At 62.6% G+C, this 25,453-nt stretch carries 37 protein-coding genes and 1 pseudogene; 17 read left to right on the forward strand and 21 right to left on the reverse strand.

Going from position 1 to position 25,453, the window contains the following annotated elements:
* Positions 1-24 precede the first annotated feature (24 nt).
* From AB7G19_RS16345 to folE, 8 genes are read right to left on the reverse strand one after another with little or no spacing between them, the layout of a single operon-like run.
* Positions 25-273 carry a hypothetical protein gene (locus AB7G19_RS16345; protein WP_441267936.1) on the reverse strand — a complete coding sequence of 83 codons (249 nt, stop codon included), beginning with the start codon at positions 271-273 and terminating at the stop codon, positions 25-27.
* Positions 263-571 carry a hypothetical protein gene (locus tag AB7G19_RS16350; protein ID WP_441267937.1) on the reverse strand — a complete coding sequence of 103 codons (309 nt, stop codon included), beginning with the start codon at positions 569-571 and terminating at the stop codon, positions 263-265. The genes AB7G19_RS16345 and AB7G19_RS16350 overlap by 11 nt, the downstream gene beginning before the upstream one ends.
* Complete coding sequence (locus AB7G19_RS16355; RefSeq protein WP_441267938.1) at positions 568-1,041, reverse strand: helix-turn-helix domain-containing protein; 474 nt, start codon at positions 1,039-1,041, stop codon at positions 568-570. Before AB7G19_RS16355 ends, AB7G19_RS16350 begins: the two co-directional genes overlap by 4 nt.
* A 12-nt stretch (positions 1,042-1,053) precedes the next feature.
* On the reverse strand, positions 1,054-2,922 hold the full coding sequence (locus AB7G19_RS16360; protein ID WP_441267939.1) for a terminase gpA endonuclease subunit: 1,869 nt from the start codon (positions 2,920-2,922) through the stop codon (positions 1,054-1,056).
* Between the two features lie 7 nt (positions 2,923-2,929).
* Complete coding sequence (locus tag AB7G19_RS16365) at positions 2,930-3,517, reverse strand: hypothetical protein (RefSeq protein ID WP_441267940.1); 588 nt, start codon at positions 3,515-3,517, stop codon at positions 2,930-2,932.
* A complete protein-coding gene (gene queE, locus AB7G19_RS16370; protein WP_441267941.1) occupies positions 3,514-4,191 on the reverse strand; it encodes a 7-carboxy-7-deazaguanine synthase QueE in 678 nt (225 codons plus the stop codon). The genes AB7G19_RS16365 and queE overlap by 4 nt, the downstream gene beginning before the upstream one ends.
* The gene (locus AB7G19_RS16375; protein WP_441267942.1) at positions 4,167-4,586 is read right to left on the reverse strand and encodes a 6-pyruvoyl trahydropterin synthase family protein; all 420 of its coding nucleotides are present in this window, start codon (positions 4,584-4,586) and stop codon (positions 4,167-4,169) included. The genes queE and AB7G19_RS16375 overlap by 25 nt, the downstream gene beginning before the upstream one ends.
* Positions 4,577-5,365, reverse strand: coding sequence for a GTP cyclohydrolase I (gene folE, locus AB7G19_RS16380; RefSeq protein WP_441267943.1), 789 nt, complete (start codon positions 5,363-5,365; stop codon positions 4,577-4,579). Before folE ends, AB7G19_RS16375 begins: the two co-directional genes overlap by 10 nt.
* A gap of 30 nt (positions 5,366-5,395) precedes the next feature.
* Between folE and AB7G19_RS16385 the strand changes: the two genes are divergently transcribed.
* The 3 genes and pseudogenes from AB7G19_RS16385 (at position 5,396) to AB7G19_RS16395 (ending at position 6,569) form a co-directional block, all read left to right on the forward strand.
* Entirely contained in the window at positions 5,396-5,899 is a 504-nt protein-coding gene (locus AB7G19_RS16385; protein WP_441267944.1) for a hypothetical protein, read from the forward strand.
* 126 nt (positions 5,900-6,025) lie between these two features.
* A pseudogene (locus AB7G19_RS16390) lies at positions 6,026-6,334 on the forward strand (DUF6876 family protein); the annotation flags it as partial.
* 1 nt (position 6,335) lies between these two features.
* The gene (locus AB7G19_RS16395; RefSeq protein ID WP_441267945.1) at positions 6,336-6,569 is read left to right on the forward strand and encodes an RHS repeat domain-containing protein; all 234 of its coding nucleotides are present in this window, start codon (positions 6,336-6,338) and stop codon (positions 6,567-6,569) included.
* A gap of 286 nt (positions 6,570-6,855) precedes the next feature.
* On the opposite strand, the gene AB7G19_RS16400 is transcribed toward AB7G19_RS16395, so the two are convergent.
* From AB7G19_RS16400 to AB7G19_RS16425, 6 genes are all read right to left on the reverse strand, one after another.
* A complete protein-coding gene (locus AB7G19_RS16400) occupies positions 6,856-8,535 on the reverse strand; it encodes an arylsulfatase (RefSeq protein ID WP_441268828.1) in 1,680 nt (559 codons plus the stop codon).
* Positions 8,536-8,869: 334 nt separating this feature from the next.
* Positions 8,870-9,253 carry a hypothetical protein gene (locus AB7G19_RS16405; RefSeq protein WP_441267946.1) on the reverse strand — a complete coding sequence of 128 codons (384 nt, stop codon included), beginning with the start codon at positions 9,251-9,253 and terminating at the stop codon, positions 8,870-8,872.
* On the reverse strand, positions 9,246-10,148 hold the full coding sequence (locus AB7G19_RS16410; protein ID WP_441267947.1) for a hypothetical protein: 903 nt from the start codon (positions 10,146-10,148) through the stop codon (positions 9,246-9,248). The genes AB7G19_RS16405 and AB7G19_RS16410 overlap by 8 nt, the downstream gene beginning before the upstream one ends.
* Positions 10,141-10,947: a ParB/Srx family N-terminal domain-containing protein gene (locus tag AB7G19_RS16415; RefSeq protein WP_441267948.1), complete on the reverse strand. Its 807-nt coding sequence runs from the start codon at positions 10,945-10,947 to the stop codon at positions 10,141-10,143. The genes AB7G19_RS16410 and AB7G19_RS16415 overlap by 8 nt, the downstream gene beginning before the upstream one ends.
* Before the next feature lie 255 nt (positions 10,948-11,202).
* A complete protein-coding gene (locus tag AB7G19_RS16420; protein WP_441267949.1) occupies positions 11,203-11,574 on the reverse strand; it encodes a response regulator transcription factor in 372 nt (123 codons plus the stop codon).
* A 57-nt stretch (positions 11,575-11,631) separates the two neighbouring features.
* Complete coding sequence (locus AB7G19_RS16425; protein WP_441267950.1) at positions 11,632-11,994, reverse strand: hypothetical protein; 363 nt, start codon at positions 11,992-11,994, stop codon at positions 11,632-11,634.
* A gap of 234 nt (positions 11,995-12,228) precedes the next feature.
* Here AB7G19_RS16425 and AB7G19_RS16430 point away from each other — a divergent pair, with 234 nt between their 5' ends.
* Positions 12,229-12,447, forward strand: a complete 219-nt coding sequence (locus AB7G19_RS16430; protein WP_441267951.1) for a hypothetical protein — start codon at positions 12,229-12,231, stop codon at positions 12,445-12,447.
* A gap of 545 nt (positions 12,448-12,992) precedes the next feature.
* Here AB7G19_RS16430 and AB7G19_RS16435 read toward each other — a convergent pair.
* The 3 genes from AB7G19_RS16435 to AB7G19_RS16445 all read right to left on the reverse strand — a co-directional run bounded on the left by AB7G19_RS16435 (position 12,993) and on the right by AB7G19_RS16445 (position 14,281).
* Entirely contained in the window at positions 12,993-13,583 is a 591-nt protein-coding gene (locus AB7G19_RS16435; RefSeq protein WP_441267952.1) for a hypothetical protein, read from the reverse strand.
* Complete coding sequence (locus AB7G19_RS16440) at positions 13,570-13,881, reverse strand: hypothetical protein (protein WP_441267953.1); 312 nt, start codon at positions 13,879-13,881, stop codon at positions 13,570-13,572. Before AB7G19_RS16440 ends, AB7G19_RS16435 begins: the two co-directional genes overlap by 14 nt.
* 250 nt (positions 13,882-14,131) lie before the next feature.
* Entirely contained in the window at positions 14,132-14,281 is a 150-nt protein-coding gene (locus AB7G19_RS16445) for a hypothetical protein (RefSeq protein WP_441267954.1), read from the reverse strand.
* A 468-nt stretch (positions 14,282-14,749) separates the two neighbouring features.
* Between AB7G19_RS16445 and AB7G19_RS16450 the strand changes: the two genes are divergently transcribed.
* Positions 14,750-14,989 (forward strand): hypothetical protein, encoded by a 240-nt coding sequence (locus tag AB7G19_RS16450; protein ID WP_441267955.1) that lies wholly within the window; start codon positions 14,750-14,752, stop codon positions 14,987-14,989.
* A gap of 145 nt (positions 14,990-15,134) precedes the next feature.
* Here AB7G19_RS16450 and AB7G19_RS16455 read toward each other — a convergent pair whose 3' ends face one another.
* From AB7G19_RS16455 to AB7G19_RS16470, 4 genes are all read right to left on the reverse strand, one after another.
* Positions 15,135-15,353 (reverse strand): hypothetical protein, encoded by a 219-nt coding sequence (locus tag AB7G19_RS16455; protein WP_441267956.1) that lies wholly within the window; start codon positions 15,351-15,353, stop codon positions 15,135-15,137.
* Positions 15,354-15,902: 549 nt separating this feature from the next.
* On the reverse strand, positions 15,903-17,972 hold the full coding sequence (locus AB7G19_RS16460) for an AAA family ATPase (protein WP_441268829.1): 2,070 nt from the start codon (positions 17,970-17,972) through the stop codon (positions 15,903-15,905).
* A 9-nt stretch (positions 17,973-17,981) separates the two neighbouring features.
* Positions 17,982-18,503 (reverse strand): hypothetical protein, encoded by a 522-nt coding sequence (locus AB7G19_RS16465; protein WP_441267957.1) that lies wholly within the window; start codon positions 18,501-18,503, stop codon positions 17,982-17,984.
* A gap of 4 nt (positions 18,504-18,507) precedes the next feature.
* A complete protein-coding gene (locus AB7G19_RS16470) occupies positions 18,508-18,879 on the reverse strand; it encodes a hypothetical protein (protein ID WP_441267958.1) in 372 nt (123 codons plus the stop codon).
* Positions 18,880-19,418: 539 nt separating this feature from the next.
* Between AB7G19_RS16470 and AB7G19_RS16475 the strand changes: the two genes are divergently transcribed.
* The 12 genes from AB7G19_RS16475 (at position 19,419) to AB7G19_RS16530 (ending at position 25,310) form a co-directional block, all read left to right on the forward strand.
* Positions 19,419-19,610, forward strand: a complete 192-nt coding sequence (locus AB7G19_RS16475) for a hypothetical protein (protein WP_441267959.1) — start codon at positions 19,419-19,421, stop codon at positions 19,608-19,610.
* 2 nt (positions 19,611-19,612) lie between these two features.
* Positions 19,613-19,858: a hypothetical protein gene (locus tag AB7G19_RS16480; protein WP_441267960.1), complete on the forward strand. Its 246-nt coding sequence runs from the start codon at positions 19,613-19,615 to the stop codon at positions 19,856-19,858.
* The gene (locus AB7G19_RS16485; protein WP_441267961.1) at positions 19,855-20,064 is read left to right on the forward strand and encodes a hypothetical protein; all 210 of its coding nucleotides are present in this window, start codon (positions 19,855-19,857) and stop codon (positions 20,062-20,064) included. The genes AB7G19_RS16480 and AB7G19_RS16485 overlap by 4 nt, the downstream gene beginning before the upstream one ends.
* A complete protein-coding gene (locus tag AB7G19_RS16490) occupies positions 20,061-20,993 on the forward strand; it encodes a PD-(D/E)XK nuclease-like domain-containing protein (protein WP_441267962.1) in 933 nt (310 codons plus the stop codon). The genes AB7G19_RS16485 and AB7G19_RS16490 overlap by 4 nt, the downstream gene beginning before the upstream one ends.
* Entirely contained in the window at positions 20,990-21,283 is a 294-nt protein-coding gene (locus AB7G19_RS16495) for a hypothetical protein (RefSeq protein ID WP_441267963.1), read from the forward strand. The genes AB7G19_RS16490 and AB7G19_RS16495 overlap by 4 nt, the downstream gene beginning before the upstream one ends.
* A 1-nt stretch (position 21,284) precedes the next feature.
* Complete coding sequence (locus AB7G19_RS16500) at positions 21,285-22,214, forward strand: hypothetical protein (protein ID WP_441267964.1); 930 nt, start codon at positions 21,285-21,287, stop codon at positions 22,212-22,214.
* On the forward strand, positions 22,214-22,381 hold the full coding sequence (locus AB7G19_RS16505) for a hypothetical protein (protein ID WP_441267965.1): 168 nt from the start codon (positions 22,214-22,216) through the stop codon (positions 22,379-22,381). The genes AB7G19_RS16500 and AB7G19_RS16505 overlap by 1 nt, the downstream gene beginning before the upstream one ends.
* 162 nt (positions 22,382-22,543) lie before the next feature.
* Complete coding sequence (locus AB7G19_RS16510) at positions 22,544-22,798, forward strand: hypothetical protein (RefSeq protein WP_441267966.1); 255 nt, start codon at positions 22,544-22,546, stop codon at positions 22,796-22,798.
* Positions 22,799-22,811: 13 nt separating this feature from the next.
* On the forward strand, positions 22,812-23,156 hold the full coding sequence (locus AB7G19_RS16515) for a hypothetical protein (RefSeq protein ID WP_441267967.1): 345 nt from the start codon (positions 22,812-22,814) through the stop codon (positions 23,154-23,156).
* A complete protein-coding gene (locus AB7G19_RS16520; RefSeq protein WP_441267968.1) occupies positions 23,140-23,553 on the forward strand; it encodes a hypothetical protein in 414 nt (137 codons plus the stop codon). The genes AB7G19_RS16515 and AB7G19_RS16520 overlap by 17 nt, the downstream gene beginning before the upstream one ends.
* Positions 23,554-23,829: 276 nt before the next feature.
* A complete protein-coding gene (locus AB7G19_RS16525; RefSeq protein ID WP_441267969.1) occupies positions 23,830-24,108 on the forward strand; it encodes a helix-turn-helix transcriptional regulator in 279 nt (92 codons plus the stop codon).
* A gap of 83 nt (positions 24,109-24,191) precedes the next feature.
* On the forward strand, positions 24,192-25,310 hold the full coding sequence (locus AB7G19_RS16530) for a tyrosine-type recombinase/integrase (protein ID WP_441267970.1): 1,119 nt from the start codon (positions 24,192-24,194) through the stop codon (positions 25,308-25,310).
* The last annotated feature ends 143 nt before the right edge of the window (positions 25,311-25,453 follow it).

Consider the following 25,453-nt stretch of genomic DNA (forward strand, 5'->3'; position numbering starts at 1 on the left):
GCGGACACGTCGTCGGGTATTCGATCACTGCTTGCTCCATCCCTCCGGCATCCCGCCATGCCGTTCGAAAAGGATTTGCTCGTTGACGCCGATCAGGCTTCGCATGCCGTTGACGAAGACCTCGATCATCTCCTCGCGCATCGCGGGGTGATGCCCTGCGAAATACATCGCTACCAGATCGACTAGCACCGCACCTTGAACGTCCGGACCTTGACCGTGCAAGGCCAGCTCGCAGATCCGCGTCACGAGCGCGATGCTGTCATCACGCTGCATTCTCGGCTTCCTCGACGCTGTCCAAAATCACGTCAATCATGGCGACGAGCTGGATCAGCCGTGCCTGGGCCGCCTCGCTGTTTGGCTCGCGCGCATCGATCATATAAACCAGCGCGTCGCCCATTTCGCTTGAGCGGAAAGGCGTGAGCGCCGCGACCAGGGCGTCGTGGTGGTTGAGCGCGCGAGCTATGCGTTCCGCGACCGTCTTGGCCCTATCGCAGGCGATTGTGATGATGTCATCGTCGCTGACGAGGGTTGCCGCGTTGTCGCTCGCAACTCCAAGCTTCAACCGCTTCATTTCTTCTTTCTCCCGATCAGGAAGTGCGCGAACTCATGAGCCGTGTTGGCCACGGGGCTCTTCTCCCATTGCAGATACTCCTCCAGCGCAGCGCGATTGAGAAGGTAGCTGCGACCCTCTTCGCGCCGCGTGAGCAATCCAGAGGCTTCAAAGTCGTTGATGACCCTGTGCGCAGTCTGCCGCACCATGTTGTTCAGCTCGCCATAGTGCTTCGGCGTGGCCGGGATCAGCAGCTCCTGTTGGTCGGCGCGGGGAAAGCGGGCGAGAAAGTATTCCGCCATTCTCATGTGCGCAGAGTGAAGGATGTGGCTGCTCATCGCTGCGTTCAAGGCTCGCGTCTTCAGCGCAGTGATCTGCGAGACGATCTCTTCCGGCGTGGCCTTGGCTTGGCGGCGGCGCGGATCGAGCGCGCGCGCCAGCGCAAGCTGCTGCGCGCTCGACAACTCTGCACGGGGTTGGTCTGCTGGCACGGCACGGAGCCACTAGGCTCCGAGATAGCTCGATCTGACGATGCGCCTGATCCTGCGACCGCGCGTTATTGCGGGAGGAACGGGTGGCGCTTCGCGAGCGCTCTCTACCTCGGATGGGGTTTCCGGCTGCGTGCCAACGCCATCCTTATTCCTGTCATGACTTTTTTGCAATGGGATGCGCTGCACGTTGAGCAGGTAGCCCGCTGCCGCCTGCATCGCCTCGCAATCAAAGAAATGGTTGTCGCGTGAGCGCTGCACCCATTCGACCCTGCCGGTCGGCTGCTTAAGCCGGGCTTCGCTGACGAGCTGGTGGCAGTAATCGTCATCGACATTCTTGAACACATGCCAGCCGCCGATGTGACCCTCGGGCCAGCGCAGCCGCTCATGCACCCAGCTTTTCCAGTGATCGGTGTCCAGGCGGACCAGCTCCAGGCCGTACTTGGCCGCGCGCCCGTCCTTGCGGCTGACCTCGAGCTTGGAAAAGATCAGCGGCGTGCGCATCGGCGAGCTGCTGCCCTTGGTCGGCCGGACCCGGCGCATGAAGCGGCGGCAGAATTCATAGACCCGGTTGAGCGGGAGGGTGTCGGTCTTGCCGGGTCGGAAGCCGCTGTCGACAAAGGTGAGCCGGATCGGCAAGCCATCGATCGGCTGCGACACCAGATCCCCGAGCGCGGCCCAGATTTCCTCTTCGGAAGTGTCGCCACGGAGATAGCCGTAATTGATCAGCCACGATGTCGCGCGTGCGCCCCAGCCGCGGATCACCCACGGGATCGACTGCCGCTGCACGTCGCAGGTGAGGGTTAGATAGAGCACATCGTCGGGCACCTCGCCGCGTTTGTAGGTGGCCTGCTGCGACTTGGTCTTGATTTCCATCCATTCGGGCACCTCGCCGCCGCCGGGTGAGTACAGCTCGCCGAAGCCTGCGTTGATCGCCTGCTGCACCATGGCGGGGTCGCCGCTCTGCTGCGCCTCGACCAGCACCGCGACGCGCTCGCCGAAGCTGACGAACGGCGACGCCAGCCCACTGACCCAGAACGATGCCGCCATGGTGTCAGGCGGCGCGCCGTGGACGTTGCCGCCCTTGTCGATGGTCTGCCCAGGCGCGACATAGCGACCACGCGCGTTCATCTCGGTCTTGTGGTGGTTCTCGATGATGCCATGGCAGCGGGGGCATTCGAGGAAGGTCTCGCGCGCGGCTTCAAGCGGCGTGGCCTTGAGCGGGAAGCGCAACAGGTCGAAGCGCGGCACAAGGTATTCGTCGCAATGCGGGCACGGCCAGCACCAGTGATGCCGGGTGCCCTGTTGCCAGAGCTGCCAGATGGGGCTTTCGATGTCCTCGGCCACCGCGACCTCCCAGAAAAACAGGCCGCTGGTCTCGTCCTTGACCGTGGCCAACCTGCCGCGCTTCGGCGTCGAGGTGACGACACAGACGAAGTCTGCATAGGTGTCGCCGCGTCGCTCGACCAGTCCGAGCGGGCCGCCCTGGTGGTTCACGTTGTTCCTCATCTCGTCGTACTCATCGACGAGCGCGAGTGCGGCGGGATCGGATTTCAACGCGGTCGAGGACCCGGCATGCGCTAATCGAAACGGGACGCCCCCGACGACCTTGCGCGTTTTGGTCATGCGCTTGCCGCGCGCGACCTTCGCGGTGAGCGTGGGCGCCTCGTCGAGTAGCGCCATGACGCGGGGCTCGAACTGCTCGCTCAGGAATTGCTTGTTTGGCCCGACATACAGGATCGGGGCCGGGCGCTGGTCGAGGCGCTGCCCGACGACGTCGAGTATCATTTCGGTCTTGCCGGTCTGCGCTCCGAAAGCGAGCACGATGCGCTTGTATTCGGCCGACGCGATGAGGCTCGACGGCATGACGATATAGGGCGTCAATAAAGGATCACGCGGTCCCGGTATTGCCGCCGTGCGCGGATAAATGCGGTTCTCCGCTGCCCAAACGTCCGGGGTCACTTCCTTGGACGGGACCAGCAGCAGCGCTGCGCGCGCCCAGAAGGTTTGCCTTTTCGTTGAAAGCATCCGCAAGGCGATGGAGGATGTCATTTAGCGCCTGATCTATCGTTCGGCGGAAGCTGAGGTCGCGCGTGACGCGGGCCGCCAATCCTGCCAATTCGGAACGGAAGCTGCCGACCATCTCATCGACGAGGCCATTCACGTCCTCGATCTCGACCAGCCGCTTTTCGTTCTCCAAATTTCGTAATTCGATTTCGCGAGCGCGGGCATCGCGCACCCGGCTGTCGGCGGCACTCTTGCTGCTGCGACGCTCGCTGTCACGCAGAAAGCGGATCAGAGCGCGGACGCCTGCGATGAACGGGATCATTCCGCGCCCGCCGCGAGGCAACGAGCCTTCACGCTGGAGCTGGCGAATATAGGTTGCCGTGTAGTCAGCAAATGCCGCGAACTCTGTGACAGAGACGAACCGATCGCCCGCGGGCGGCTGGTCGTCGCCGATGTCTTCTTCGTTGCTCACCGCACGCCCAGGAATTTGTGGGTCTGAACGCTAATGCGCCACCGGTTCTGGCGGGCCGCCTCCATGCAAAGCTCCGTGGCTTTCTTGCTCATTGATAGCGGCTGGAGCCAGACCAGCGCCGGACCATGCGCGCGGACCAGGGCGAGCAGCTCCTCGACGTCGGCTTTCTTGCCGATCGGCATCTTGATTTCGTTGGCGCGCTGCCACGCCTCGGCGCGGAAGGTCTTGCCGCCGGGCATGTTGAGCTTAGGCGAGACGGTGACCCAGGCGCGGGGATCGATGCGGATCGGCTCGGTGCCGCTGGTCTCGACCTGCACAGTCCAGCCGTCGGCGATCATGCGGCCCGACAACTCGGTAAGGTCATACATGCACGGTTCGCCGCCGGTCAGGACCAGATGCCGGGATTGCGATCGCGACAGGGTCTGCACCAGATCGTCGATCGACACGGCGGCAAAGCTCGGGCTTGGCTCGATCTTCCCCAGGATGATGGCGAGCGGATCGGGCGGCGTGTGGTTCAGTTCCCAGGTGTATTTGGTATCGCACCAGGGGCAGCCGACATCGCAGCCCTGCAGCCGGACAAAAGTCGAGGGCATGCCGGTGAATGTGGCCTCGCCCTGGACGGTATCGAACAGCTCGTTGACCGGGAGCATCAGATCGCTGCTTCGCATGAGCATTTGCGGGTCTCATCGACTACGACCCGGACCAAGCGGACGGTCGGGGGCAAGACCTGGGGGCCGACGACGGTCAGGAGATGCGCCGCGATGTTCTCGGCGGTCGGGTTGAACGGGACGGTGACAATCGACGGCTCGATCACCAGCAGTGCGGGCAGGAGCGGGTCGCGATGCCAGAGCACCATGCGATGGTCCCAGTTATCTTCGAGCCACTGGCAGAGGGTGGACTTGATGACGCCGAAGTCGATGATGCGACCCAGGTGATCGAGGGCATCGGCCTCGCAGCGGAAGTGCACGCGATAGTTATGGCCATGCAGAAACTGGCACTTGCCCTCATGGTCAACGACGCGGTGACCGCACGAGATGTCGTGATACCGGGTGGCGCGGATTACTGGCATCGGAAGCCCTTTGCTTGGATGAGCGCCAGCACCTCGGCGCGGGCGGCCGGGCCGTCGCGGAAGATGCCGCGCATCACGGATGTGGTCATGGTGGTGCCGTCTTCCTTCACGCCGCGCCATGTCATGCAAGAGTGGCGTGCGCTGAGCACCACGGCAAGACCACGCGGCGCGATGATGCGCTCGACCTCGTCGGCGAGCTGCATGATTGCCTCTTCCTGTATCTGAGGGCGGGACAAAATCCAGTTGGCGATGCGCGAGAACTTCGAGATGCCGATCACGCGCTCGCCAGGAATGACGCCGAACCAGACCTCGCCCTCGATCGGGCAGAGGTGATGCGAGCACGCTGATCGAACGGTGATCGGGCCGACAACGTAAATCTCGTCCATCGATCTGACGTTCGGAAAGTCGGTGCACGTCGGCGGCGGCAGATAGCGCCCAGCAAACACCTCATGCACGAACATTTTTGCGAGCCGCTTCGCGGTGCCGCGCGTGTTGTGATCGTTCTCGGTGTCGATCACCAGGGCGTCGAGCATCGCACCAGCGCAGCGCTCGACCTCGTGCTCGATGGCCGCGAGATCACCGGGCAGCAGGGCGTCGGAAATGTTGTCGTTGGCCAGATAGGTCCGGCCCGCTGATTTGAGCCGATTTCGGACGGTCTCGCCCGGCTTGGGGGTCATCACAGCCAGTTTCTGCTTATCGTTCAATGGATTAGCCTGCATTTTCGATCGTTGTCTGTGGTTGCATAGCCGTCTAGGTTCTCGGTGGGCGAGCAATTCCACCCGCCGGGATAATCCGAAAAAGGACTGACAATGAACTTCGAAACCAGCAAAGAGCCCGTCTCCGTCACCAGCGAAAACGGCGACGCCCTGGTCCCCGGCACGGAAGCACGCGCCGCCGCCGACAAAGAAGCGAAGGCAACCGGCAAGCCGGTGACCATTCGACACGCGGTGACCGACAAGCTGCTCGCGACCGTGAAGCCGCCAAAGGCCAAGGTTGCGAAGAAGGCGGCGGCGAAGAAGAAAACGAAGCCAGCGAAGAAGAAGGCCACGGCAGCGCCCGCTAAGAAGAAGGCCGCCGCGACCAAGCGCGACAGCGACAAGCCCAGCGGGATGACCGCTGAGCTTGTGAAGCTAGCACTGCGCGCGAGTGGCGTCACGCCCGCCCAGCTCAATGAGCATTCCAAGTGGAAGGGTGCACCGTGGAAGTGGTTCTTCTCTAATCCGAAGAAGACCGGCGTCGCTGACCGCTTTGGCTACAAGCTGAAGGTCGAGCGCGACGGTCGCGCGGTGACCTACTTCTTGACCGCGAAGTAAGCAAACAAATTCTGCAGGGACAGCCAAGCCAACGGCTGCATCACCCTTCGCATCTACAACGACTGAAAAAGAAATTCGCAAATGTCGAAACTAACTCACGCCGATCTCAGGTAGTTCACCGGCAGCGAGCAGGTGTTCCGCCACAGCCTTATGCGCAGCATGACCTACACCGAAGGCGTGCAATATCTCGCCGAGACCGACGGCGCATATTGGCTGGTCGATAAGGTCGCCACGTTGCAGCTCGAACCGAAGGTCAGAGCCGAGGAGTTCCAATCGTGGAAACTGAAGGTCAAGGATCGGACCGCCGTGCTGACCTGTGACGATGGCAACCACAACATCGTCTATTCGGAGGTGATCGACTTCACCGACTTCCCGCTCGATGAAATCGAGCTATGGGTCGAGGGTAATGTGATCCTACTGCCGAGCGAGCACTAAGATGAAATGGATCGTTATCGCCGCCGTGCTGCTGGTTTCGGGTGCGGCGGTGGCACAGCAACGGCAGCTCTACGACGCCGCCGGGCGCAATGCTGGCCGCGCCGTCACCGACAGCCAGGGCACCACCACGATCTACGATGCCGCTGGCCGGGTGACTGCACGGTCATCCATCAGCGGCAACACCACCACGATCTACGACGCCGCCGGTCGCCGCACCGGCGCCATAAGCAAATAACTTGAAATCCCGACCAATGCGGCACGGGCACTGCAGGGGCGCTAGCATGAGCGGGGCGCCGCGCGTAAACGTCTATCGCTACACGCTTTAAGCGCATCTTGGGCATGTTCGACACGTCCGCCTCGCCCCCAAAAGCGGACATTCTATGCGGCGATCTGCATGGTCCGCTTTGGGCCGAGGCTGTGTGAAAACTCCGAGGCCACATCCGGACCAACGCTTCACCTGTCGCGTGCGGGCGCCCCCATAGGGGCGCCTCGCGTAGTCGTGTTACGCGCGGTCGGCTACCCTACTGGCTCGGGTGCCCCTGACCCTTCTTGAGCTGTTCCATGACCTGATCCAGGTTATAGCTTGCCGGATCCTGCATAGGCGGGAACGTCTTGTAGGTCTCAAGCTCCGCGAGCCACAGCGCCTGGCCGATGGGCAATAGGTTCCAGTCGTATATGTAGGCCGTGGCCGGCGCGGCGAGCGCGCCGCTGAACCAGAAAGCAGCCTTTTTCTCATCACCCCACCCCATCTCGAATGGATCGCGCTTGAGGTTTACCATGCCGGCTGCGAACATCGTCTGAACTCCCGGGTTCACGAACCCCGTCGCGGTTTCGGGCGCGATCGCGAAATACATCTTCCAATTCTTGTAGCGCACCGCCGACGGATGGCTGCTGGAATAGTAGAAGAAGACCTCGCGCGCGGACTTCTCGGTCTTTCCCTCCAGATAGTCGCGCTGATTGAAGCCGTCGAGCGTGGTCTTGACGATGCCCGGGTAGCTGCCGGCCTCGATTTGCGCCTTGAGGCCGTCGCCCTTGGGGCCGCCGGCGATGTCGACGAGCGTGGGCAGCCAGTCGAGCGAGGCGAAGATCTCGTCCTTCACCGTACCCGGCTTGATGACGCCCGGCCAGCGGATGACGCACGGCGCGCGCATGCCGCCTTCCCAGGTGTTCATCTTTGAGCCCTTGAACGGCGTGACGCCGCCGTCGGGGAAGGTGAAGGTCTCGGCTCCGTTGTCGGTCGTGAACACGATGATCGTGTTGTCGAGCTGGCCCATCTCCTGCAGCTTCTGCAGCACGTAGCCGATATTGTCGTCCATCTGCTTCATGCCGGCTTCGTTGACGCCCCAGTCCTTGCCGCCGGGCTCGCCGACCATGGCCATGTACTTGTCGTTGAGCACGGTCGTGACGTGCATGCGCGCCGGGTTGTACCAGACGAAGAACGGCTTGTTGGTCTTCTTGGGATCGTTGCGGTCAAGGAAGTCGATGACCTTGGCCGAAATTTCCTCGTCCACCCCCTTCGAACGCTCCAGGGTCAGCGGGCCCTGGTCCTGGCAGGTCTGGTTCTTCGCCGTGCCGTCGGAGGACTTGCACCAGATGACCGGACGGGGCGGCGTCAGGCAGGTCTTTGTCTTCGTCACCATCTTCGGATCCACCGCGCCGGGCACTTCCGCAAGACCCGGGATCGGTGTGTTCCTGCAGGGTGGGGCGACGGTCTGCTGGGTCGGGGTCTTGTTAATGTCCGGGAAGCTCACGCCCTGCATCGCATCCAGGTGGTATAGATAGCCCCAGAACTCGTGGAAGCCATGGGCGGTCGGCAACGCATCGGTGTGGTCGCCCAAGTGATTTTTGCCGAACTCGCCGGTGTTGTAGCCGAGGTCGCGCAGGAACCACGCGAGCGTCGGCGTGCCCGGCTTGAGGTAGGTCGGACTTCCCGGCAGCTGCGGCGGGATCATGCCCGTGCGCAGCGGGTTCATGCCGGTGAAGAAGGCATTGCGCCCTGCCGTGCAGCTCTGCTCGGCGTAGTAAGTCATGAACTTGGCGCCCTCTTGTCCGATGCGGTCGATGTTGGGCGTCTCGCCGACCATCAGCCCTTGATGGTAGATGCGCGGCTGCATCCATCCGATGTCGTCGCCCATGATGAAGAGAATGTTTGGTTTTTGCGGTGTTTGCGCTACCGCCGGTCCGGATAGCGACGCCGACATCAGTGTCGTGGCGCCGAGAAGCGCGGCGCAGGATCGTTTGTGCCAACCTGCCGCAACGTTGCGCAGCAGGTTTGGGATGCCCGATTTTGCATCTTTGCGTGTGCAGTAAAACATGACGTCACCTCCTTTTTCGCGGGCGTTAAAGGCGCCCGCGCCAAATGCATGTGAAGCTTGCTCAGAACCGTGAAGCACTCGCCGTGCCACATGGGCACGGCGAGTGCTCGGTGAGAGACCGGCACAAAGCGGTCTAGATCCCATTGATCTAGATCAAGGGGTCGGGCCCGCCGAGGGAATTGAGCGCCGCGGGCGATAGGCCCTGCACTGCTTGCGCAGCTTATTCTTGCTCGTGTGCTTCCGTTTCTGTTGCTCGTGCGGGTGCGGCCTCGACCTGAGCGCCGCACTCGCCGTCTTCCGAGACGATGACGGTGACCGGCCGTTGATAGTTCTCGACGAGCGCGCTGCCGAGCTCACAGCCCAGCATCTCGCACGAATGCGAACCAAAATCTCCATTGACGCTGAAGCCCTCGAAGATGGTGCGCGCCTGGTCCTGCAGATCGTGGAATTCGACCTCGCGATCGTCGTGAGCTACCTGCATGCGCACCTCGACGTGGAATAGATGGCGATGCCGGTCAGCGAGATAGGCTCGACCGGGGGGCGCGCCAGCCCAGCGATGAAAGCCCGCGAAGGTGAACCGGACAAAGATCGTTGCTTCACTCATGGAATGCTCCCGTCGGATCAGCACCGAGCGCCTGTCGGATTTCTTCGATCATCTGCCGCATGGTGCGAGTGACGAAGTGGGCTTCATAGCCGCACATGGTGCGCGCCGCCTCGTGGCCCATGGGCGCGCTGATAGGCTCGCTGGGCTGATAGTTGAAGCCGGAGCCGACATGCCAGCATCGCTTGTTGGCGACCGTGGCGAAGTGCCGTCCCCAGCGAACAGCGGCGAGCCATGTCGAGCTGTCGCACGAATTGAGCGGCCAGGCCGTGGTGAGTTCCGACGCGGTGAGGCCTAGGGCGTGTATCCAGAGCCTGGGATATTTGCGCCGCCGCTCCCAGGCGGTGGCGATCAAGCGCCGCCGGGTCTCCATGTCTGCCTGCACGACGTTGCCGAAGCAGATGCGATCGTACCGCTCGGCCAGATAGTCGAAGTAATCCCATCCGTCATTGAAGGGGTGATAGACCGGGACCGGGCGCAGGCCCATCTCTTCGAGCTTGGTCCGCGTTTTGATTTTATTGTCGCGCCCGCCCTGGTCGATCTCGATATAGCCCCAGACCCGATCGCCGATGCGGCGAGCAATCGCGACGTACCGGTCGAACAGGTCGGTGAAGTCGTCGATGTCGTCCGGCGCGAGCGACAATGCGCGGTCCATCGACATGCGGTGCGCGTGCGCGTGCTTGGTGGCGAGATTGTAGACGCCGCTGTCGATGAAGATATCGGTCCCGGCGGCGATGAAGGTATCGAGCATGCCGAAATGCTCGTCGGTGTGGATCTCATTGACGGCGACCAGCAGGTGCCTGTTGACGGTGTATGCATGGGCGAGCGTCTTGGGCTCGCTGGCGATGAAATAGATGGGCCACGCTTCCGGGTCCCAATTGCCGCCGGTTCTAATCATTGGTGATCCTGACGACGGAGCCTGTGCCGTGGATGTCCTCGTACCGGTCGAGGATGTGGCCAGCGGTGTACTGGTCCGGCTGCACCAGCAACAGATCGTACTTGTCGGCCTTCTCGCCGAAGGCGACGAACGGCCCAGGATACGGGCAAAAGATGGTGGTGCCGGTCAGCAATGGTTTCCAGCGCTCCCATTCGACCATGACGCCGCAGCACAAGAGGTGATGACGACGGCCCAGGCGGTAATGGTCACCGCGCTCGATGGCGTGGCGGGGATCGGCGATGGTGATCTCAAGCCGGGCGAGAAGGTCGCCCCGATTGTCGATCGTGCCCTGCAGCGGGTCGACCAATTGCTCGTCGTGAAACTGCCGGGCGGCGAGCATGCTGCCCAAATCCTTGTCGGAGAAGCCCAGGCGGTCGATCGGCATGTCGGTGAGCCGCAACGCCTCGACCTCCAGCTTCACAAGGTCGAGGTTCCACGTCGCCAGCTCGGGCAAGCGGTTATCGACCAGCGCGTATGCGCGGATCATGGCGTCGGTCCAGCCGCGTGCAACGATGACCGGCACCTCAAGCAAGCCCAGATGTTTCGCTGCGTCGAGCCTGCCGTGCCCTGCGATGATGGTGTCGTCCTCGGTGACGAGCAGCGGGACTGTGAAACCGAATTGCGAGATCGAGGCGGCGATCTGCTCGATCTGTTCGTCGGAGTGCAACCGCGCATTGCGAGGCGATGGGATCAGCTCGTTGACCTTGCGTGTTTCGATCGCCCAGGCGGGGCCGGGAGCACTTTTGATGCGCTCGTCCATTAAGGTGTTCCCCTTTAGTGGACTAAACCCAAAAAATCAAAATCCGAAATATGCGGAAAGCCTGCGACCCCTGGGAAGGCCGCTGAGGTGCCCGAACTCCGGGCCGCCTCTGTAGCACAGGCGCTGGAAAAACTCATGGACCGGCGTTGCGGTTCACTGCTGGCGCGGCTTGCGCGGTAGCCCCGCGCCGGGCGGCCGCTGGAGGGCTTTCCTGCGGCTTTGACGGTGACCGGGTCGATCACGCTGGCGACGTGCCTATGATGCGGCGGAAGCTCTCTTCAGCGGTTCTATCAACTCATGCGTTGAAAATGGCTTTGTCAAAAAGGCGATGCATCCAGAGCCGAGCGCTGCTTGGCGAACGGCAGGGTTCTCATTGCCTGTGATGAAGATAACTGGCACGGATACGCCTGCGGTTTTTAAATCACGTCTCAGATCGATGCCTGATCCGTCCGGCAGGTCGATGTCCAGAATGACGCAAGCCGCCTTCTCGATGGCGGGGTAGCTTTTGAAAGCTTGCGCAGATGAAAACGTGATGGGTTCGTAGGTGTGCGCTCGAAGGAGCCGCTGTACAGCCTTCAGCATTCCAGGGTCGTCATCCACGACCAGAACGATTTTTTGATCCTGCATCCCTGACTGTCACCGACGTGTCTCGGAGCCGAAAAAATCGCCTGCGAATTGGCAACTCTATTTCGGCCGCACCGTGGGGTCGCCGCCGGGGCTGCCGGGGGGTGGGATGACCGGCATGGCACCGTCCGTAGAGGGGGCCGGGGCGTGCATGTCGGGGTCGACGCCGGAGGGCGGGCAGAGCACGCCGTCGGACTTGGCCAGTTTGTCGCCGAGCGGTTCCCGGGACTGGCCGGTGGTGGTGCCGTCGGGCGCGGTGGCGCGGTTCGGGCGGTCCTGCGGCATGCAATTGGCGGCGTGCTGGGCCGATGGCGGCGCGGTCGCTTGCGGCGGCGTCGCGGGCGCGGGCGGGGCCTGCGCGATCGCGCTGCCTGAGGCGGCGATCAGGAGGCTGGCCAGGATCATGTTTGATGTCGTGCGCATGGGAGGGAAACGTCTCCGGCCATGCGGAGGTTCCGACCGACGCACGGCGAATTGAAGCGCGGGAAATTGGCTGGCGGTTTTCGGTTTCCTCGCGGCCGATCGTTCGAGACGCCTTGCGCGGACGCAAAAGGGATGCGCCACGCAGTCGCCAATTCAGGAACCACCATTTTGCGCGCCGCATTATTCGTAGGTCATTCATCCAAAGGAGAAACCTATTGTCCTAAGGAGGAACCTATGAAGAAGTTTATCACCGTCACCGCGTTCGCGCTCACGTACGGCACAGCCTTTGCCCAAAACACTGGCCCCGCTCCCCAGACCGGCATGGAGAAACCCGGAGCGACGGACGGCGCCAAGCCAGATGGTTCGATGGATACGACCGGCATGAGCACAGCCAAGGGCAATATCAAACGGGACAAGGACGGTGCACCGGCTCCGAAGGACGAGAAGAAGTAAGCCGAGGCACACGCCGTCATCGCTGGGGTCCTCTAGAGGGAAAGAGATCGGGCGACCGCGCGACCCCGCCGTAGGAAGATTTTGCAATTCATGATGCCGCGCCGGTCGGCTCCACATTGCGCGCCAGCCTGCGTGAGAGATGGTACGAAAAGAAATTCGAAAATCAAAAACCACAAATATCCTCAAGGTGCGCAGTCGCGCGGTCCCCGCGTTTAGCCCTGGCCCCCGAGGGACCCGAAAATCGAATGGGGCGGCCCGTGGTGCGGGTTCGATCGGCGGGCGGGTTGGTGCCGCCTCGTTGCGTTTGACGCATCGCTGCTTGCCGTTGCTTGATACGCAGCACATCCTTCATCGACGCACCTTCAACATGCCTCGCTTGGTGCCGACGTAGCGAACAGCAGTGGCATCGGGCACGATGTGCTTGCGCTTCCGGTTCTGCTTTTGCTTGGCCTCGATCCGCCTTTCATCGGCGCATGGAGCGCAGTAGCGCCTTGTGCCGCTGACGCCAGCGCCGCACCGTGCGCATGGTCTGGGGTGCACCACGTTCAACGCCTCCGGGTGGCCATCGCCTTCGCTACAGCGAGCGGGATGTTCCTCTCCAGTTCACGCTGCATCGACGCGGCGAAGTCCTCATAGAACGGCACGCGCTTCGGCACCCTGGTCTGCTGCTTCAGCACATAGAGTAAGCGCAGGCGGCCCTTCTTGTCCTTGGCATAGAGCACGTCGCCCTTGCGGACGGCGGCCGGCATGTTCTTCGGACGCAATCGTGCGGGCACGCCACGCGAGGTCTTTGGCACGTTGCTGGCTGGCACGGCGAGGTTCGATCCACCCTGTGGTGACCGGGTGCCGCCCTTGGCCTGCATCTGAAGATTACCCCGGTCCAGCTTGTCGTATATCTCGACCGCCAGGGACTGCTTGCTTGCCCGTGCATCCCGTGTGGTGAGCGATGCGGAGATGAAGGATGCGTTGCGCTGCTTCACATGGGTCGGCCATGTGGACCTGATCAGCAGGTTGCGGGTGACGTCAGCGGAGCGGTTCATGGCAAGCGATAAGGCATAGGGCAATTGGTCGGCGACGCCCTCGATGCTCTTGGCCGGCTGCAAGAGTTGGTCGTAGTCGAACTCAATTTTGAACATGGCGCGGTTCGGCCCGGCTAATTTTGATGCGCAACAGATCGCCACTCTCGATCGCGGGCTTGTCCTTGCCGATCCACAGCGCCAGCCCAAGCCGCTTGATCACCAGCCACCAGCCCAGTGAGACCAGCTCATAATCCATCTGGCTCTCGACCCTGGCGCTGCCGACCTTGTTGGCGTCATAGGCACGGCGAAACCGCTCCTCGACGTTGGTGGCGACCTCTTCGAATTCGAACTCGCTCAGTGCATCGGCGGTCTCGGGGCCGTACTCGATCCCGGTGGCGTCGTTTATGTCATGCATGGCCATCCCCTCCATTAATCAGCCCAGCTTGCCGCCGCCCCTGAAACGGCAAAGGGGCGGCGCCGTGCGGCACCACCCCTTCCGATCAGCGCCACAAAGCCTGGAGCAAGCACACATGGCGACGCGTCTTTTGGGAATGAGAGCGGTCATTTCAGCACCTGCCCAGTTGCCGCTCGATCTTGTCGGCGAGGTCGATCAGGATCAGCCGATCATGCGGGCTGCGCGGTGCACTGGTCCGCGCCGCAAGCGGCTACTTCATCTGCTGCGCCCAGTGTTCCGACGCTGGCTTCAGCGACTTGCCATAGCTGCTTCGGCCAAGAGCCGAACCGACACGTTGTCGGGCGCGAGCACCATAGTCGGTCAGCACCTTGGCGTCGGCATATGGATCGATGATGAACACGTCAGTCGTCGCAGTGCCCAGCGCCTTGCCAATCGCCGTGACCGCTGGCGCGGCGACGCGTGTTGCCTGTCGCGCTTGTGTTCAGGTTTGAACCGACCCAGCCATCTGTCCGCTGTAAGGTGAGGTAGCGCGGAAGTCTTAGAACGGATCGCAATAACAGATCGCCGCGATACTGAGGCTCATTCTGCCGCCGTGCAGTATTTGACTTGGGCGCTCGAGGAAATCGAAAAATCGGGCGATCAGAACGCTGCCCGCCATGCCCGCATGGCGTTGAAAGCGCTGCAGGACACCAAACGATCAGCCGATAAGACGCGCGAGCCCGCGACCGTTGTCCCGCTCCGTCACGGTGCCGATGGTGCCGACGCGACTGCCTCAGAGCGGCGTCGCCGCTGACCTGCGGCCTGACCGCGTCATTATTTGGCGTTTCAGTGCCTGCCTGCTATTTTTAGCGCAAAGCATGGAGTTCCAATGAGCATTGTAAAGCGTCATCTAGCCGAACACGAAGTGCGCCTAGTTCTAATCGAGGAAATATGTATTGATAAAGGGGCGCTTGTCTTAGACCCTGCCACCGGCGACGTTTACTTTTCTGCCGACGATGTTGCTTATAAGTCCGCTTACGTGGCCGTGTTTCAGGCTTGGGAGAAGGGCACGATCAAGGGTACCGCCGAGCAGATATTCGACGCCACGAAATCCGTCCTTGAGGACTAGATATGCCGCGAGGCCCTAAAGGCGAGAAGCGCCCCGCCGGCGCCATCGGCAACTGCCCGCTTGTCCGAGTGCGCAGACAGCATGTTGTGCTCAAGTTCGGCTTGGACAAACATCTGCGCCCATTTAACGGCGTTCTGAGGCGGCGTTACTTCTTGTCCTGATCGGGATGAAACGAGGCCTTCTCAGCCAACATTTTCTCTGTTAGGTCGGCAAGCCCGTCGTGAACCATCTTGTCGTTGATCTGGAATGCAATCCGCCTGTAGCGGATAATTTTCGTGTCGATATCGTCGCACTTTTCACACATAGTTCCGCACCCTGCTTCGTTTGCGGCGGCAGCCGACCGCGCTACCTGTTCCAGAAACATGCGTATCCCGCAGAAGTGTTCCGGTCAGTCGGCCAACGGGAGTTAGGGCGGCCCTTCTAAACTCCTCAGGACACTTTTGAAGTGTTTTCCCTGTCGTCGCTCAGGAGGCCGCGCCGTAGCAATTCCCTAACAGCAGCCGCCTTACTCGGAAGGCGGTTTCGGAAACGAAAGTCTTCAATAGCGCGCTGCTCGTCATCTGACAGATGCACTTGAAGGCGGTATGTGCGCTCTTTCTGTCGAGTAGCCATACCGGGTAAAATGCCCGGCCGGTTATTTGGTTCGCAAGATCAAAAACAGACCACTGTGCCGTTTGTTGGGCGCGAACGCCCCCCAGGATCGTCGAATGGTGGACCCCAGCCTGGGTCCTTTGAAGGACGCGAATTCGTGGGGGGAAGCCGTCCTACAGCGGTCCGGCAGGGTCGAAGAACAGCCTCATGGTTTTGCCTCATTCCGTTAGGCGGCACCGTTACATCCCGTTACGCGCGCCTGTAAGTCATTGCTCTCTGTGTTTTTTCACTGCGTGCGCCTTGTTAGGAGCCTTCCGCATGATCAGCCTCCCATCCCGGCGACCGGCTTGCCCGTGGCCCACCAGAACTCTCCGTTGACGCCGATGACGCCCGCATCGCGCAGCCGGTCCCCGGCGCGCTTGAAGGCACCCCGGAAGCGATTGTCGGCGGCCTTCACGTCAGGGTCGCCATCGACAAACTTGCTGCGCATGAAGTCGCGGACGTAGGCGAAATTGACCACCTTGCCGATGCTGGCCGGGAGCGGGAAGGGCGGTGGCACGCCGTGCTCGGCCAGTGCGTCGTACAGGGCATGCATAAGCAGGCGCTGGTTGCTGGTGGCCTGATAGCCGCCGCGCTCCTCTTTGTTGCTGGCATCGAAGGCGACCGCTGCGCAGGAGGTCTCCTCGTTGCCCCACTTGTTCCGGCCGACGCTGATCACGGGCAAGGTGAACTCCCAGCGGATGCCCGACTTTCCCTCGCGCTGCTTGCGGACGGTGGCTTGGTGGATGTTGCCGCCCTTGGAGGTCCGCCTGTCGGCCACGATCTCGAATTCGATCGTGGTCTCAAAATCGGCGGTGAGCGACGAATGTCCGCGCGGGGTGGCCCCGCCCTTCGGCTTGTGGTGGACCAGGATCACGGCGCTGCCGAAGTGCTGCCGCAGCGTCACCAGCCGCTTGCGCACGATCGACACGTCTTGGCTAGCATTCTCGTTCATGCCGGGTGCCAAGGCGCTGAGGGTGTCGACCACGATCAGCACCAGCCGCTGCGAGTAGGTCTTGGCGACCGCCTCGATCTCGGCGATCAGTGCGGTGAGATCGTCGTCGGAGCTGAAGAAGTCCGGGCGCTTGGTGCAGAGATAGAAGGGGATCGGCTCCTTGCTGTAGGTCAGTTCGTGCTGGATGACGTAGGCGAGCTTTCTCTTGCTGAAGCCCTTGCCCGCCTCTGCCGCGACATAGACCACCAATCCGGGCTCGGTGTTCCTGCCGATGAAGGTGAGCCCGCGCGCCACCGCCATCGACATGTCGAAGGTGCCGAACGATTTGCCGCTGCCGCTGTCCCCGAAGATGAGGGTGATCTCGTCCAGAGGGACGATGTCCTCGATCAGCCAACCGTAGCCCGACGCATGGCCCAGGATTGCGATCTCTTCCCAGCGCATGCCGCCGAAGCGCGAGCGGAACGGCGTCGGTGACCAGTCCAGCGTCGCGTCGGCGAGCGCGTGGAGCGCGTCGGGCGTGCCGCCAGACTTGATCCAATCGGATACGTCGCCCTTGGGCGGCATGTGTGGCCAGCTCTTCGAGAGATCGAGCACGCGCACCCTGGCGGCGGTGCCGGAAAGCGCCTTGGCGACCTCCTGCGCGTGATCCTGGCCGGGCAGCACCGGTCTGCCGTCCGGCTGGAAGCGCAGCGCGCCGTCGCCATTCGGCGGATCGGGGTTCTTTGCCTGGGGGTCGTTGTCCTGAATGATGACCACGTCGGCGCCCTGGAAGAATGCCGTGAGGCCGGGCGTCCACTTGCCGACGCCGCCGGGGTTCGTCGTCGCGATGACGCCGATCTTGGCAAGATTGTCGGCGTCCTTCTCGCCCTCGACCACGAACACGGTGTGGCCGTTGGCGATGGCCTCCATCAGCTCCGGTAGGCGATAGGGCACGTGTCTGATGCCGCGCACGGCATAGACCCAGCCGTGCTTGATCTTGTCAAGCGGATCGCTCGGCAGGGGACGGCGGCGCTGCCGGAACGTCTTCGGCTCGAAGCGCACGACCTGAAAGAGCAGCTCGTCGTTCTCGTCGGTGTAGCTGTAGTGCGCGACCTCCTTGCCGAGTTGCTGCGGCTTGCTCTCCTGTCGCTCGCGTTGCTCCAGATAGCCGTGCTCGCGCATCCACTGCATCGCCGCCTTATGATCGCGTCCCGTTTCACGTGAAATGAGATCGAGCACGCCGCCGCCCGTCTTGCTCTCGTGGTCGTAGTAGCGTCCGGTCTCCACGTCGATCGAGAGTGAGCCGTGCTTGCCGTAGCGTCGATCGCCATCGGATGAGAGCCGCACATTTGGTGCGCCCAGCAGCTCCTCCGCGATGGCTTCCATGTAAACCGCAAACGATGTCGCCGGCTCGTGCATGTTCACGCGTTACGCCTTCGCAAAGAGAGGGGTGGTGACGAGGGCGAGCTGGGGCCGGATGAGCGAGCACATGTAGTGCAAAGTTGCGAGTGCGTCGGCCTCGTTGTCGTCTTCGACCTCCCAGCCCATCGACCGGCACTGCCGCATGACCATCGACTTCGCCATGTCGCGCTTCGGATTGCAGCCGATGAAGTGGAGCCGCACGTCACGGGTGTCGGCCTTGCGGATGTCATAGAGGCCGCAGCGATAGGCGCAGGCGCCGATGATGGCGGGCAGCCCGTAGAGCAACGTGGTTGTGTTGACGTTGCTTTTTCCACGGTTGAAGGATGTCGGCATCGGCGCTTCCCAAACCACGGTGCTCGGGCCGAAGTCAGCGAGCATGCTGTACATCCAGCCCCATGCATTGGAGAAGATTGCTTCGTGAGAGGCGCCCGGCTTGGCGAACAGGATCGAGCCGTGCGTTGGTGTTTGGCCCGGCTCGCCCACGGCCCAGCCGGTTCTTGACGCTAGGTCGAGGGCGAGCACGGGCATGGTGTCACGCCTGTGCTGCGGTCCTGCCCTCAGCGCGCGAGAGTGCCGCCTGACCCAGCGGCAGATCGCCGAAGTCGCCGAGCTTCTCGCTGAGCATCTGGTACTCGTCGCGGTCGTCGTCCTCGAAGTCGTCGGTGACGGCGTCGGCCTTGCGGCGCAGACCGCGCTCCTTGATCTTGGCCTTGAGCAGCTTCTTGCGGATGCCGCGATCGGCGGCGTGATCGAACTGGTCTGCGCGGCGGTCGCGGATGACCTTGCAGCGCTTCATGTAGGCCATTTTCTCCTGGAGCAGCTCCGCGTCGATCTTCTCGATCGCAGCGACCGCGTCCTTGATGTTCTCGGCTGATGGGGTGTTTTCGGCGGCGTTCTTTGCCATTGCGGCATCTCCCGATGTTGCGCGCGAGCGGCGTCGCGCGCGGCGATGCGCGCGCGATCGTCAACTCGTCAGGTAGGTGATGATGGACAGCCGTCGACGATGTTGCGCCACGCGCAAATCGAAAATCAAGCGCGAAAAAAAGTTAGGGCGAGTTAGTGGGTCGCCGATGTTACTCGCTGCATCGCACGTGTGACTGGCGCGATCTTGCAGCCCAGGCGTCGCCACGTTCCGTTAGGCGATCTCCGTTACATCTTTTATTTTTCCGGTTTTCGGAACGACGCCGACGCGGCTGGCACGGCCTATGCAATCGCGTGTGCGCGCGCAGTAGTTTTAATAACTACTATCTGTTTTGTGGATACGGGAGCGCCTATGGCGCGACCTCCCGTGTATCTCCGCGACAAACACTGATCGTTACGCGCCTTACGGCGCTCCGTTAGATCGCGTTACATGGGATTTATTTGCAGAGAGCGTCGCCTCGGTGACGCCCGCAAATTTTTTTGGCGCGCTATCATCCTCGAATTGGAAGGGGACATCGCGTCATGTCTGACAAATCGATCGCTGCAATCGGCAGGGCTCTCGCCGCCGCGCTGCTGGCCGAAGCGCATTCGGCGCCCATGCTGGCCGAAGTCGCCAAGCTGAAGCGGCCCGACGAGCACGGGGAGATCGGCTCGCTCGCCGTCGAGCTGATGGACGCGTACCGCACCGAAATTCTCGAAGCGCTGAGGGTGTGACGATGAGCGGCCAGGACAACATGATCGCCGCGTACATCGCCGAGCGCGATGCAGCGGTCACCGCAGGGGTCGATGCCCTGATCGCGTTTTCCGCCAAGTACGGGCATCGCCCGTCGAACCGGGACGTGGCCGTGATCACGCTGCACAAGCTGCGCACCGCGATCCCGTCGCTTCCGCTGCCGGTGCGGCTGGCGTCGCACGAGTGGCTTTCCCAGCACGGGTACGAGAGCTGGGGGTTCGACGCATGAGCGACCGCGGCTTCTCGCATCCCAATCTGGGGCACCGGATTGACATCGAGCAGCGGGGCAATTGCGTCGCCCTGGTGTTCACCTGCGGCACCGAGATGCGCGCCACCGAGCTGGCCGACGATCTGCTGCGGCAGCTTCGCGGCGGCGCGCTCAACATCACCGTGATGGGCAGGCCGACCAGCATCGTTGAGGGGGACGCACCGTGATCCAGAGCATCCGCTGGGACGGCAACGCGATCACGCAGCCGGGCCTCTACACGAAACTGCCGCTTCCCGCTTACCATCGCGGCGACATCTGCGACGGCCCGAGCGTGTCGTCGACCGTGTTGCGCAAGCTGTGGGAGAATTCCCCGGCGCATGCCTGGGCGCACTGCGCGCTCAACCCCGCGCGGGTCGAGGAGGCCGACAACGAGGCGTTCGTCCTGGGCCGGGCCGCGCATCACCTGTTGACCGCCGAGATCGGCTTCGCTGACCAGTTCGTGGTGCGGCCCGAGACGCTCGAGGGCGAGAAGTGGAACGGCAACCGCAAGGAGTGCAAGCGCTGGCTGGCCGCGAAGAAGCGCGAGGGCCTGACCGTGGTGACCGCCGCGCAGGTCGAGGTGATCAAGGGCATGGCCGTCTCGCTGGGTGCTTTCCCATTGGTGCAGGCGGGCGCCCTCAACGGCCTGATCGAGCGCAGCCTGATCTGGAAGGACAAGGAGACCGGGCTCTGGTTGAAGGCCCGTCCGGACGTGACGCCGAACGATAGCGGCGATTTCACCGACCTGAAGACCACCCCTTCGGTGCTGTACCGCGACCTGCAGTCCTCGGTCGCCACGTTTGGCTACCATCAGCAGGCCGCGCTTGTCCTTGAGGGCGCGATGGCGCTGGGCCTGGAGGCCAATTCTTTCACGCTGATCTGGGTCGAGAAATCGGCGCCGTTCTGCGTGCGCGCGCAGCAGCTCAAGGACGAGGACATCGCGCGCGGCATGAAGCAGAACCGCGCCGCGATGCGCTCCTTCGCCGACTGCCTGTCTTCCGGTGTCTGGCCGGGTCCCGGTGATGATCGCGACGATGCCGAATATGTCGATCTGCCCGACTGGAAGCGCGCGCAGATCGATGAGCGGCTGAAGTTCGAGCTGCGGGAGGCCGCATGAAAACGATCCCCGCCATTCGCGCGCGCCTGCATGAGCTGGCCGACCTCGTCGCTGATCCCGAGATCGCGGCCGAGCTGCATGTCCTGGCCGAAGAGACCAAGCGCAAACCGTCGAAGCGCCCGCGCGTGAGGGCGCACAAGCCCAGGATGAGCCCGGCGGTCAGGGCCAAGATGCGCGCCTTCGCTGCCGATCCTGCGAACCGGCATCTCGGGCTGATGGAGATCGCGGTGATGTTCGGCACCGACCACGGGCGCGTGTCGGAAGCAATCAACGGCTACAGGGACAGGTGATATGAGCGATCAATCGTTTCCGGGCGACCGCCCGATGGATGGCGGCCGGGTGACGCGGCGCGATCTGGCCGAGGGCAAGGTCGAGAAGGTGCTTTCCGACCGCACGTCCCAGGTGCCAATCGCGGACTTCGGCTTCGACTTCACCAACGCGATGCAGATCGCAGAGGCGGCGAAGATCATGGCGACCGCAGGTCCGATGCTGCCGGAATGGCTGCGTGGCAACGTTGGCGGATGCTGGGGCATCATCGTCCGCGCGATCGAGCTGAACATCTCGCCGCTCACCCTGGCCAACTGGACCTATCTCGGCAAGGACGGTCGCGTCGCCTATGAGAGCCAGTTCTACCATGCCGTGATCGAGGCGAAGGCGCCGCTGAAGGAGCGGCTGCAGCACGAGATCATCGGCACTGGCGACGATCGCAGGTGCCGTGTGTGGGGCGTCTTCACGGGCGAGACCATCGTGCGCGAGATCACCAGCGAGCGGCTGGGCGACCTGCGGCCAGGGACGAATGAGCGCGGCCAGATCAAGGGCTCACCGCTGTGGGTGCGCAAGCCCGATGTGCAGATGTTCTACGACACGTGTCGCGACTGGTGCCGCATCTTCTGTCCGGACATTCTCGGCGGCGTCTATGCGCGTGGCGAGGTCGAGGAGAGCGATGGCGTCGCAGAGCCGATGAAGGACGTGAGCCGCGACACCTCGCCGAAGCTGCGCGAGCGGCTGCGCGGCCCGACTGGCGAGGGCTTCGACAAGAGTTCGATCGAGGAGGCGATTGCAGCCGCAACGCCTGCCGATCCCAAGAGGTCCAGCAAGGGTGATGCCACTGGACCGGCGGATGCCACGGCACCCGCCGAGACCGCGCTGCCGTCGAACTGCCCCCCAGCCCCCGACGACGGCGCGGTCGCCCTGGCATTTGCAGAAGCGGGAGACCGCTGATGATGCGGACAATGCCTCGTCCATGCGGCAGCGGGCTCGATAGCGCGTGGCAGTACGACGCGCGCGGCATCGAGCTTTGCCGCGCCTGCCCGAAGTGCCATCGCGACAAGATGCGCCGCTACCGTCCCGACAGCTACGCCGCCGAAGAACCGATCGAGGGGGAGTGATGAAGGTGGAGCTAGAGCGCACCACAAGCGACGGCCAGCGCAGCGCGCCGTCGCCAACGACATCGTCCGGCAGCCAGAGACCCTGCGCCAGTGGATCAAGATGCTGCAGCTCGCCGAGCGCTGGCTGCGCGAAGGCAAACCACAACAGTGAGGAGGAGAGCCATGACGACCAAAGACTTCCCGTTCACCGAAGTGGTGCAGCAGGCATCGCAGTACATCGAGGCCGGGCACACCGTGCACCAGAAATTCACCTGCCGCCGCTGCGGGTCTCGCCAGACCATGGATGTGCCGAACAAGTTCTTCCTGGCCGGGAAGTGCGAGGCGTGCGGCGCCGTCACCGACATCCAGGCGCGCGGCTGCAACTACGTGCTCGTGACCGGTGCCAACAAGGGCTTTTTCGCCGAGACCATCCAGTAAAGGGGGATCGCCAATGGTTGAGATCATCGATACGTCCGGCGTCTTGCCGATTTCGCCGATGACGCCGCGCGCGCTGCGCCGTGCGATCGTGCGGGAGGTCGCGGCCGACTACGACATGGACCCGGCTCTGATCGAGAGCAACAGCCGCACGCAGGAGGTGGTCGAGGCCCGCGCCACCGTCGCGCGGCGCCTGCATGCGCTTGGCATGTCGGAGCAGCGCGTCGCCGACGTGATGCACCTCAAGCTCAAGACCGCGCGGTCCTACCTGGGCATGCTGGCGACGCGCCGCCGCTTCTGCCCGCGCGACCACTTTTCGGCGATCGACAAACAGGAGACGAACGATGCAACGAACTGCTGAGACAATTCCCGAGATGAGGCTCAATGGCGACGCCGCGTCAATGCGTGGGCTTCCGCAAGAGCAGGCAGCGGAGACCCACGATGCGCACCAGGGGCATGTCGAGCCGCCCGCCTATGGCGACAGCTCGCGCGATGCGATCAAGGCGATCGTCGTCGGCATGAGCGAGCAGAACGGCAAGGCGCTCGCCGCGCTCCGCGCCGAACTGGATGAGATGGAGCAGCTCATGCTGATCAGCGCCGCGAAGGTGCAGCATGAGATCGATGGGCATGCCTCGATCTGCCGCTACGTTCACAACGAGACCGAGCGCCTGCATGGGCTCGTCGCGAAGATGCGGCAGCAGCAGAGCGAGATCGTGCACGTCACCGAAGGTGGCGAGCGCGCAAGGGCTTCGGCGTAAGGCTTCGACCCGAGCTGGCCGGGTGCCGAAGAAGGGCCAGACGCTGCCCAGCAGGCAGGTGGTGGCGGGAAAGAAACAACGGCCTGCAGCCGGTGGCGGCGGCAAACCGGGCACCGGCAAGGGCCACGGCGGCGAACTGCGGACAAGCCCGCCGCCGTGGCACTTAGATGAAAAAGTCGCTATCTAAATCACTGAAAGTATTGATGAAAGAAGTCTTGACGAGCACCAATCTCAGGTGGTCTAGGGAGGATAATTCTAGTAAAAAGGAGGGGCCGGATGGGGCGGAAATTGCAGGATGGTCTTGCATACCCACCGCGTGCAATGCGGGCAGAGCAAGCAGCGGCTTATCTCTCGATGTCGACCAGCAAGTTCTACGAGATGGTGCAAGACGAGAAGATGCCGCCCCCAGTGAAGGTGGGCAACGCCTCGCTGTGGGATCGGCTCGAACTCGATGCGGCCTTCGACAATCTGAAGGACGAACCGGGAAGTGAGAGTTCGCTGCTGCGACGCCTGCGTGAGCTTGAGGACGAAGCCAAATGCAAAAGGTCGAAATAAAAAGGACTGACTACCTCTACAGGAAGGTCGTGAAGGGGCGGCCTTATCTATATTTCCGAATGCCGAAGGAGGTCGGCGGCAGATTGTTCCCGCTGCCCATCGATGAGGCGTCGGCGGAGTTCAAGCGGCAGTATGACGCTTGCGCTGAAAAGTTGCGCAGGATGCAGATCGATGCCGGTCCTCCCGAGCCGCCCAAGCCCAGGCCTGAGAAGGTTGCCAAGGCAAAGACCGGTACCATCGGTCAGGCGATCGGGATTTATCGCAACTCGCAGGCATTCAAGAAAAAGAAGAAAGCGACCCACGAGGTTTACATCCCGCTCCTCGAAAAGATGAAAGCCAAGATCGGCTATGAGCCGCTGCGCGAGATGACCAGAAAAGCCGCGCAACGTTTCGTCAATGGCATCTTCGAGGAGGACGGCAGGGCCTCGATGTCTGATCTCTACCTCACCCTGATTTCGAATATCTGGATCGCGGTGCGGGAGGATGAAGAGTTCGGCATCAGCGACCTGCCGAACCCGACGATGGAGATCGAACGGAAGCACAGCACATCTGACAGCGTGCCTCACCTGATCTGGCCAGAGGACGTTCAAGAGAAATTCGACGCGACGGCGCCGGACAATCTGCGGCTTGCTCGCCGACTGCTTCACTTCACGACGCAGCGTGGCGGCGATGCGATCAAGATCAAGTGGTCGCATTACGACGGGAAAGGCATCCACGTCTGGCCCGAGAAGACGACGAAGAAGGGTGTCATCGCGGAGCCCAACTATCACCTGTTGCCAGACGAGCTGATCCAGGAGCTTGAGGCGGCGAAGAAGATCGCGGCCGAAGCCGATTTCAAATCGGAGTACATCCTCGTTAACAAGTGGGGATGCTCTTGGACCAGGGCTCGGTCATTGAGCATTGCGATCAAGGCGCATCTGGTGAGGATCGGGGTCCGGAAGAAGCGGCAAAAGAAGGGCTTCACCATGCATGGCCTGCGGCATACCGGCGCTTGCGAAATCTCGCTTCTCCCTGGCGTTGGGGTGAAGGGGATCAAGTCGCAGACCGGGCACAAGACCGACAGGCTCGCGCTCTACTATGCGGAGCAGGCGGAGAAGCGTCGGGCAAACGAGATGATGATCGCGGCCTGGAATGACGAGCGGGCGCGCAAGGCCCAGGAGAGGCTCCGGCATCGTCGAGCAAGCATCTCGGTCGTGAAGTAGCACCAACTCCGCCCCAGGCAATCGATCGCCCGGCGGATCACTACGGAAAGCAATGGACGGAAGTGGGAAATCACCCCATGGGAAGTCATTGAAATCACTAGAGCCCGCGTTAACCTTCCCTTAAGGATAATGTAGCGTTAACC

This window comes from Bradyrhizobium sp. 215_C5_N1_1 (assembly GCF_052075935.1).
Lineage (GTDB): Bacteria > Pseudomonadota > Alphaproteobacteria > Rhizobiales > Xanthobacteraceae > Bradyrhizobium > Bradyrhizobium barranii.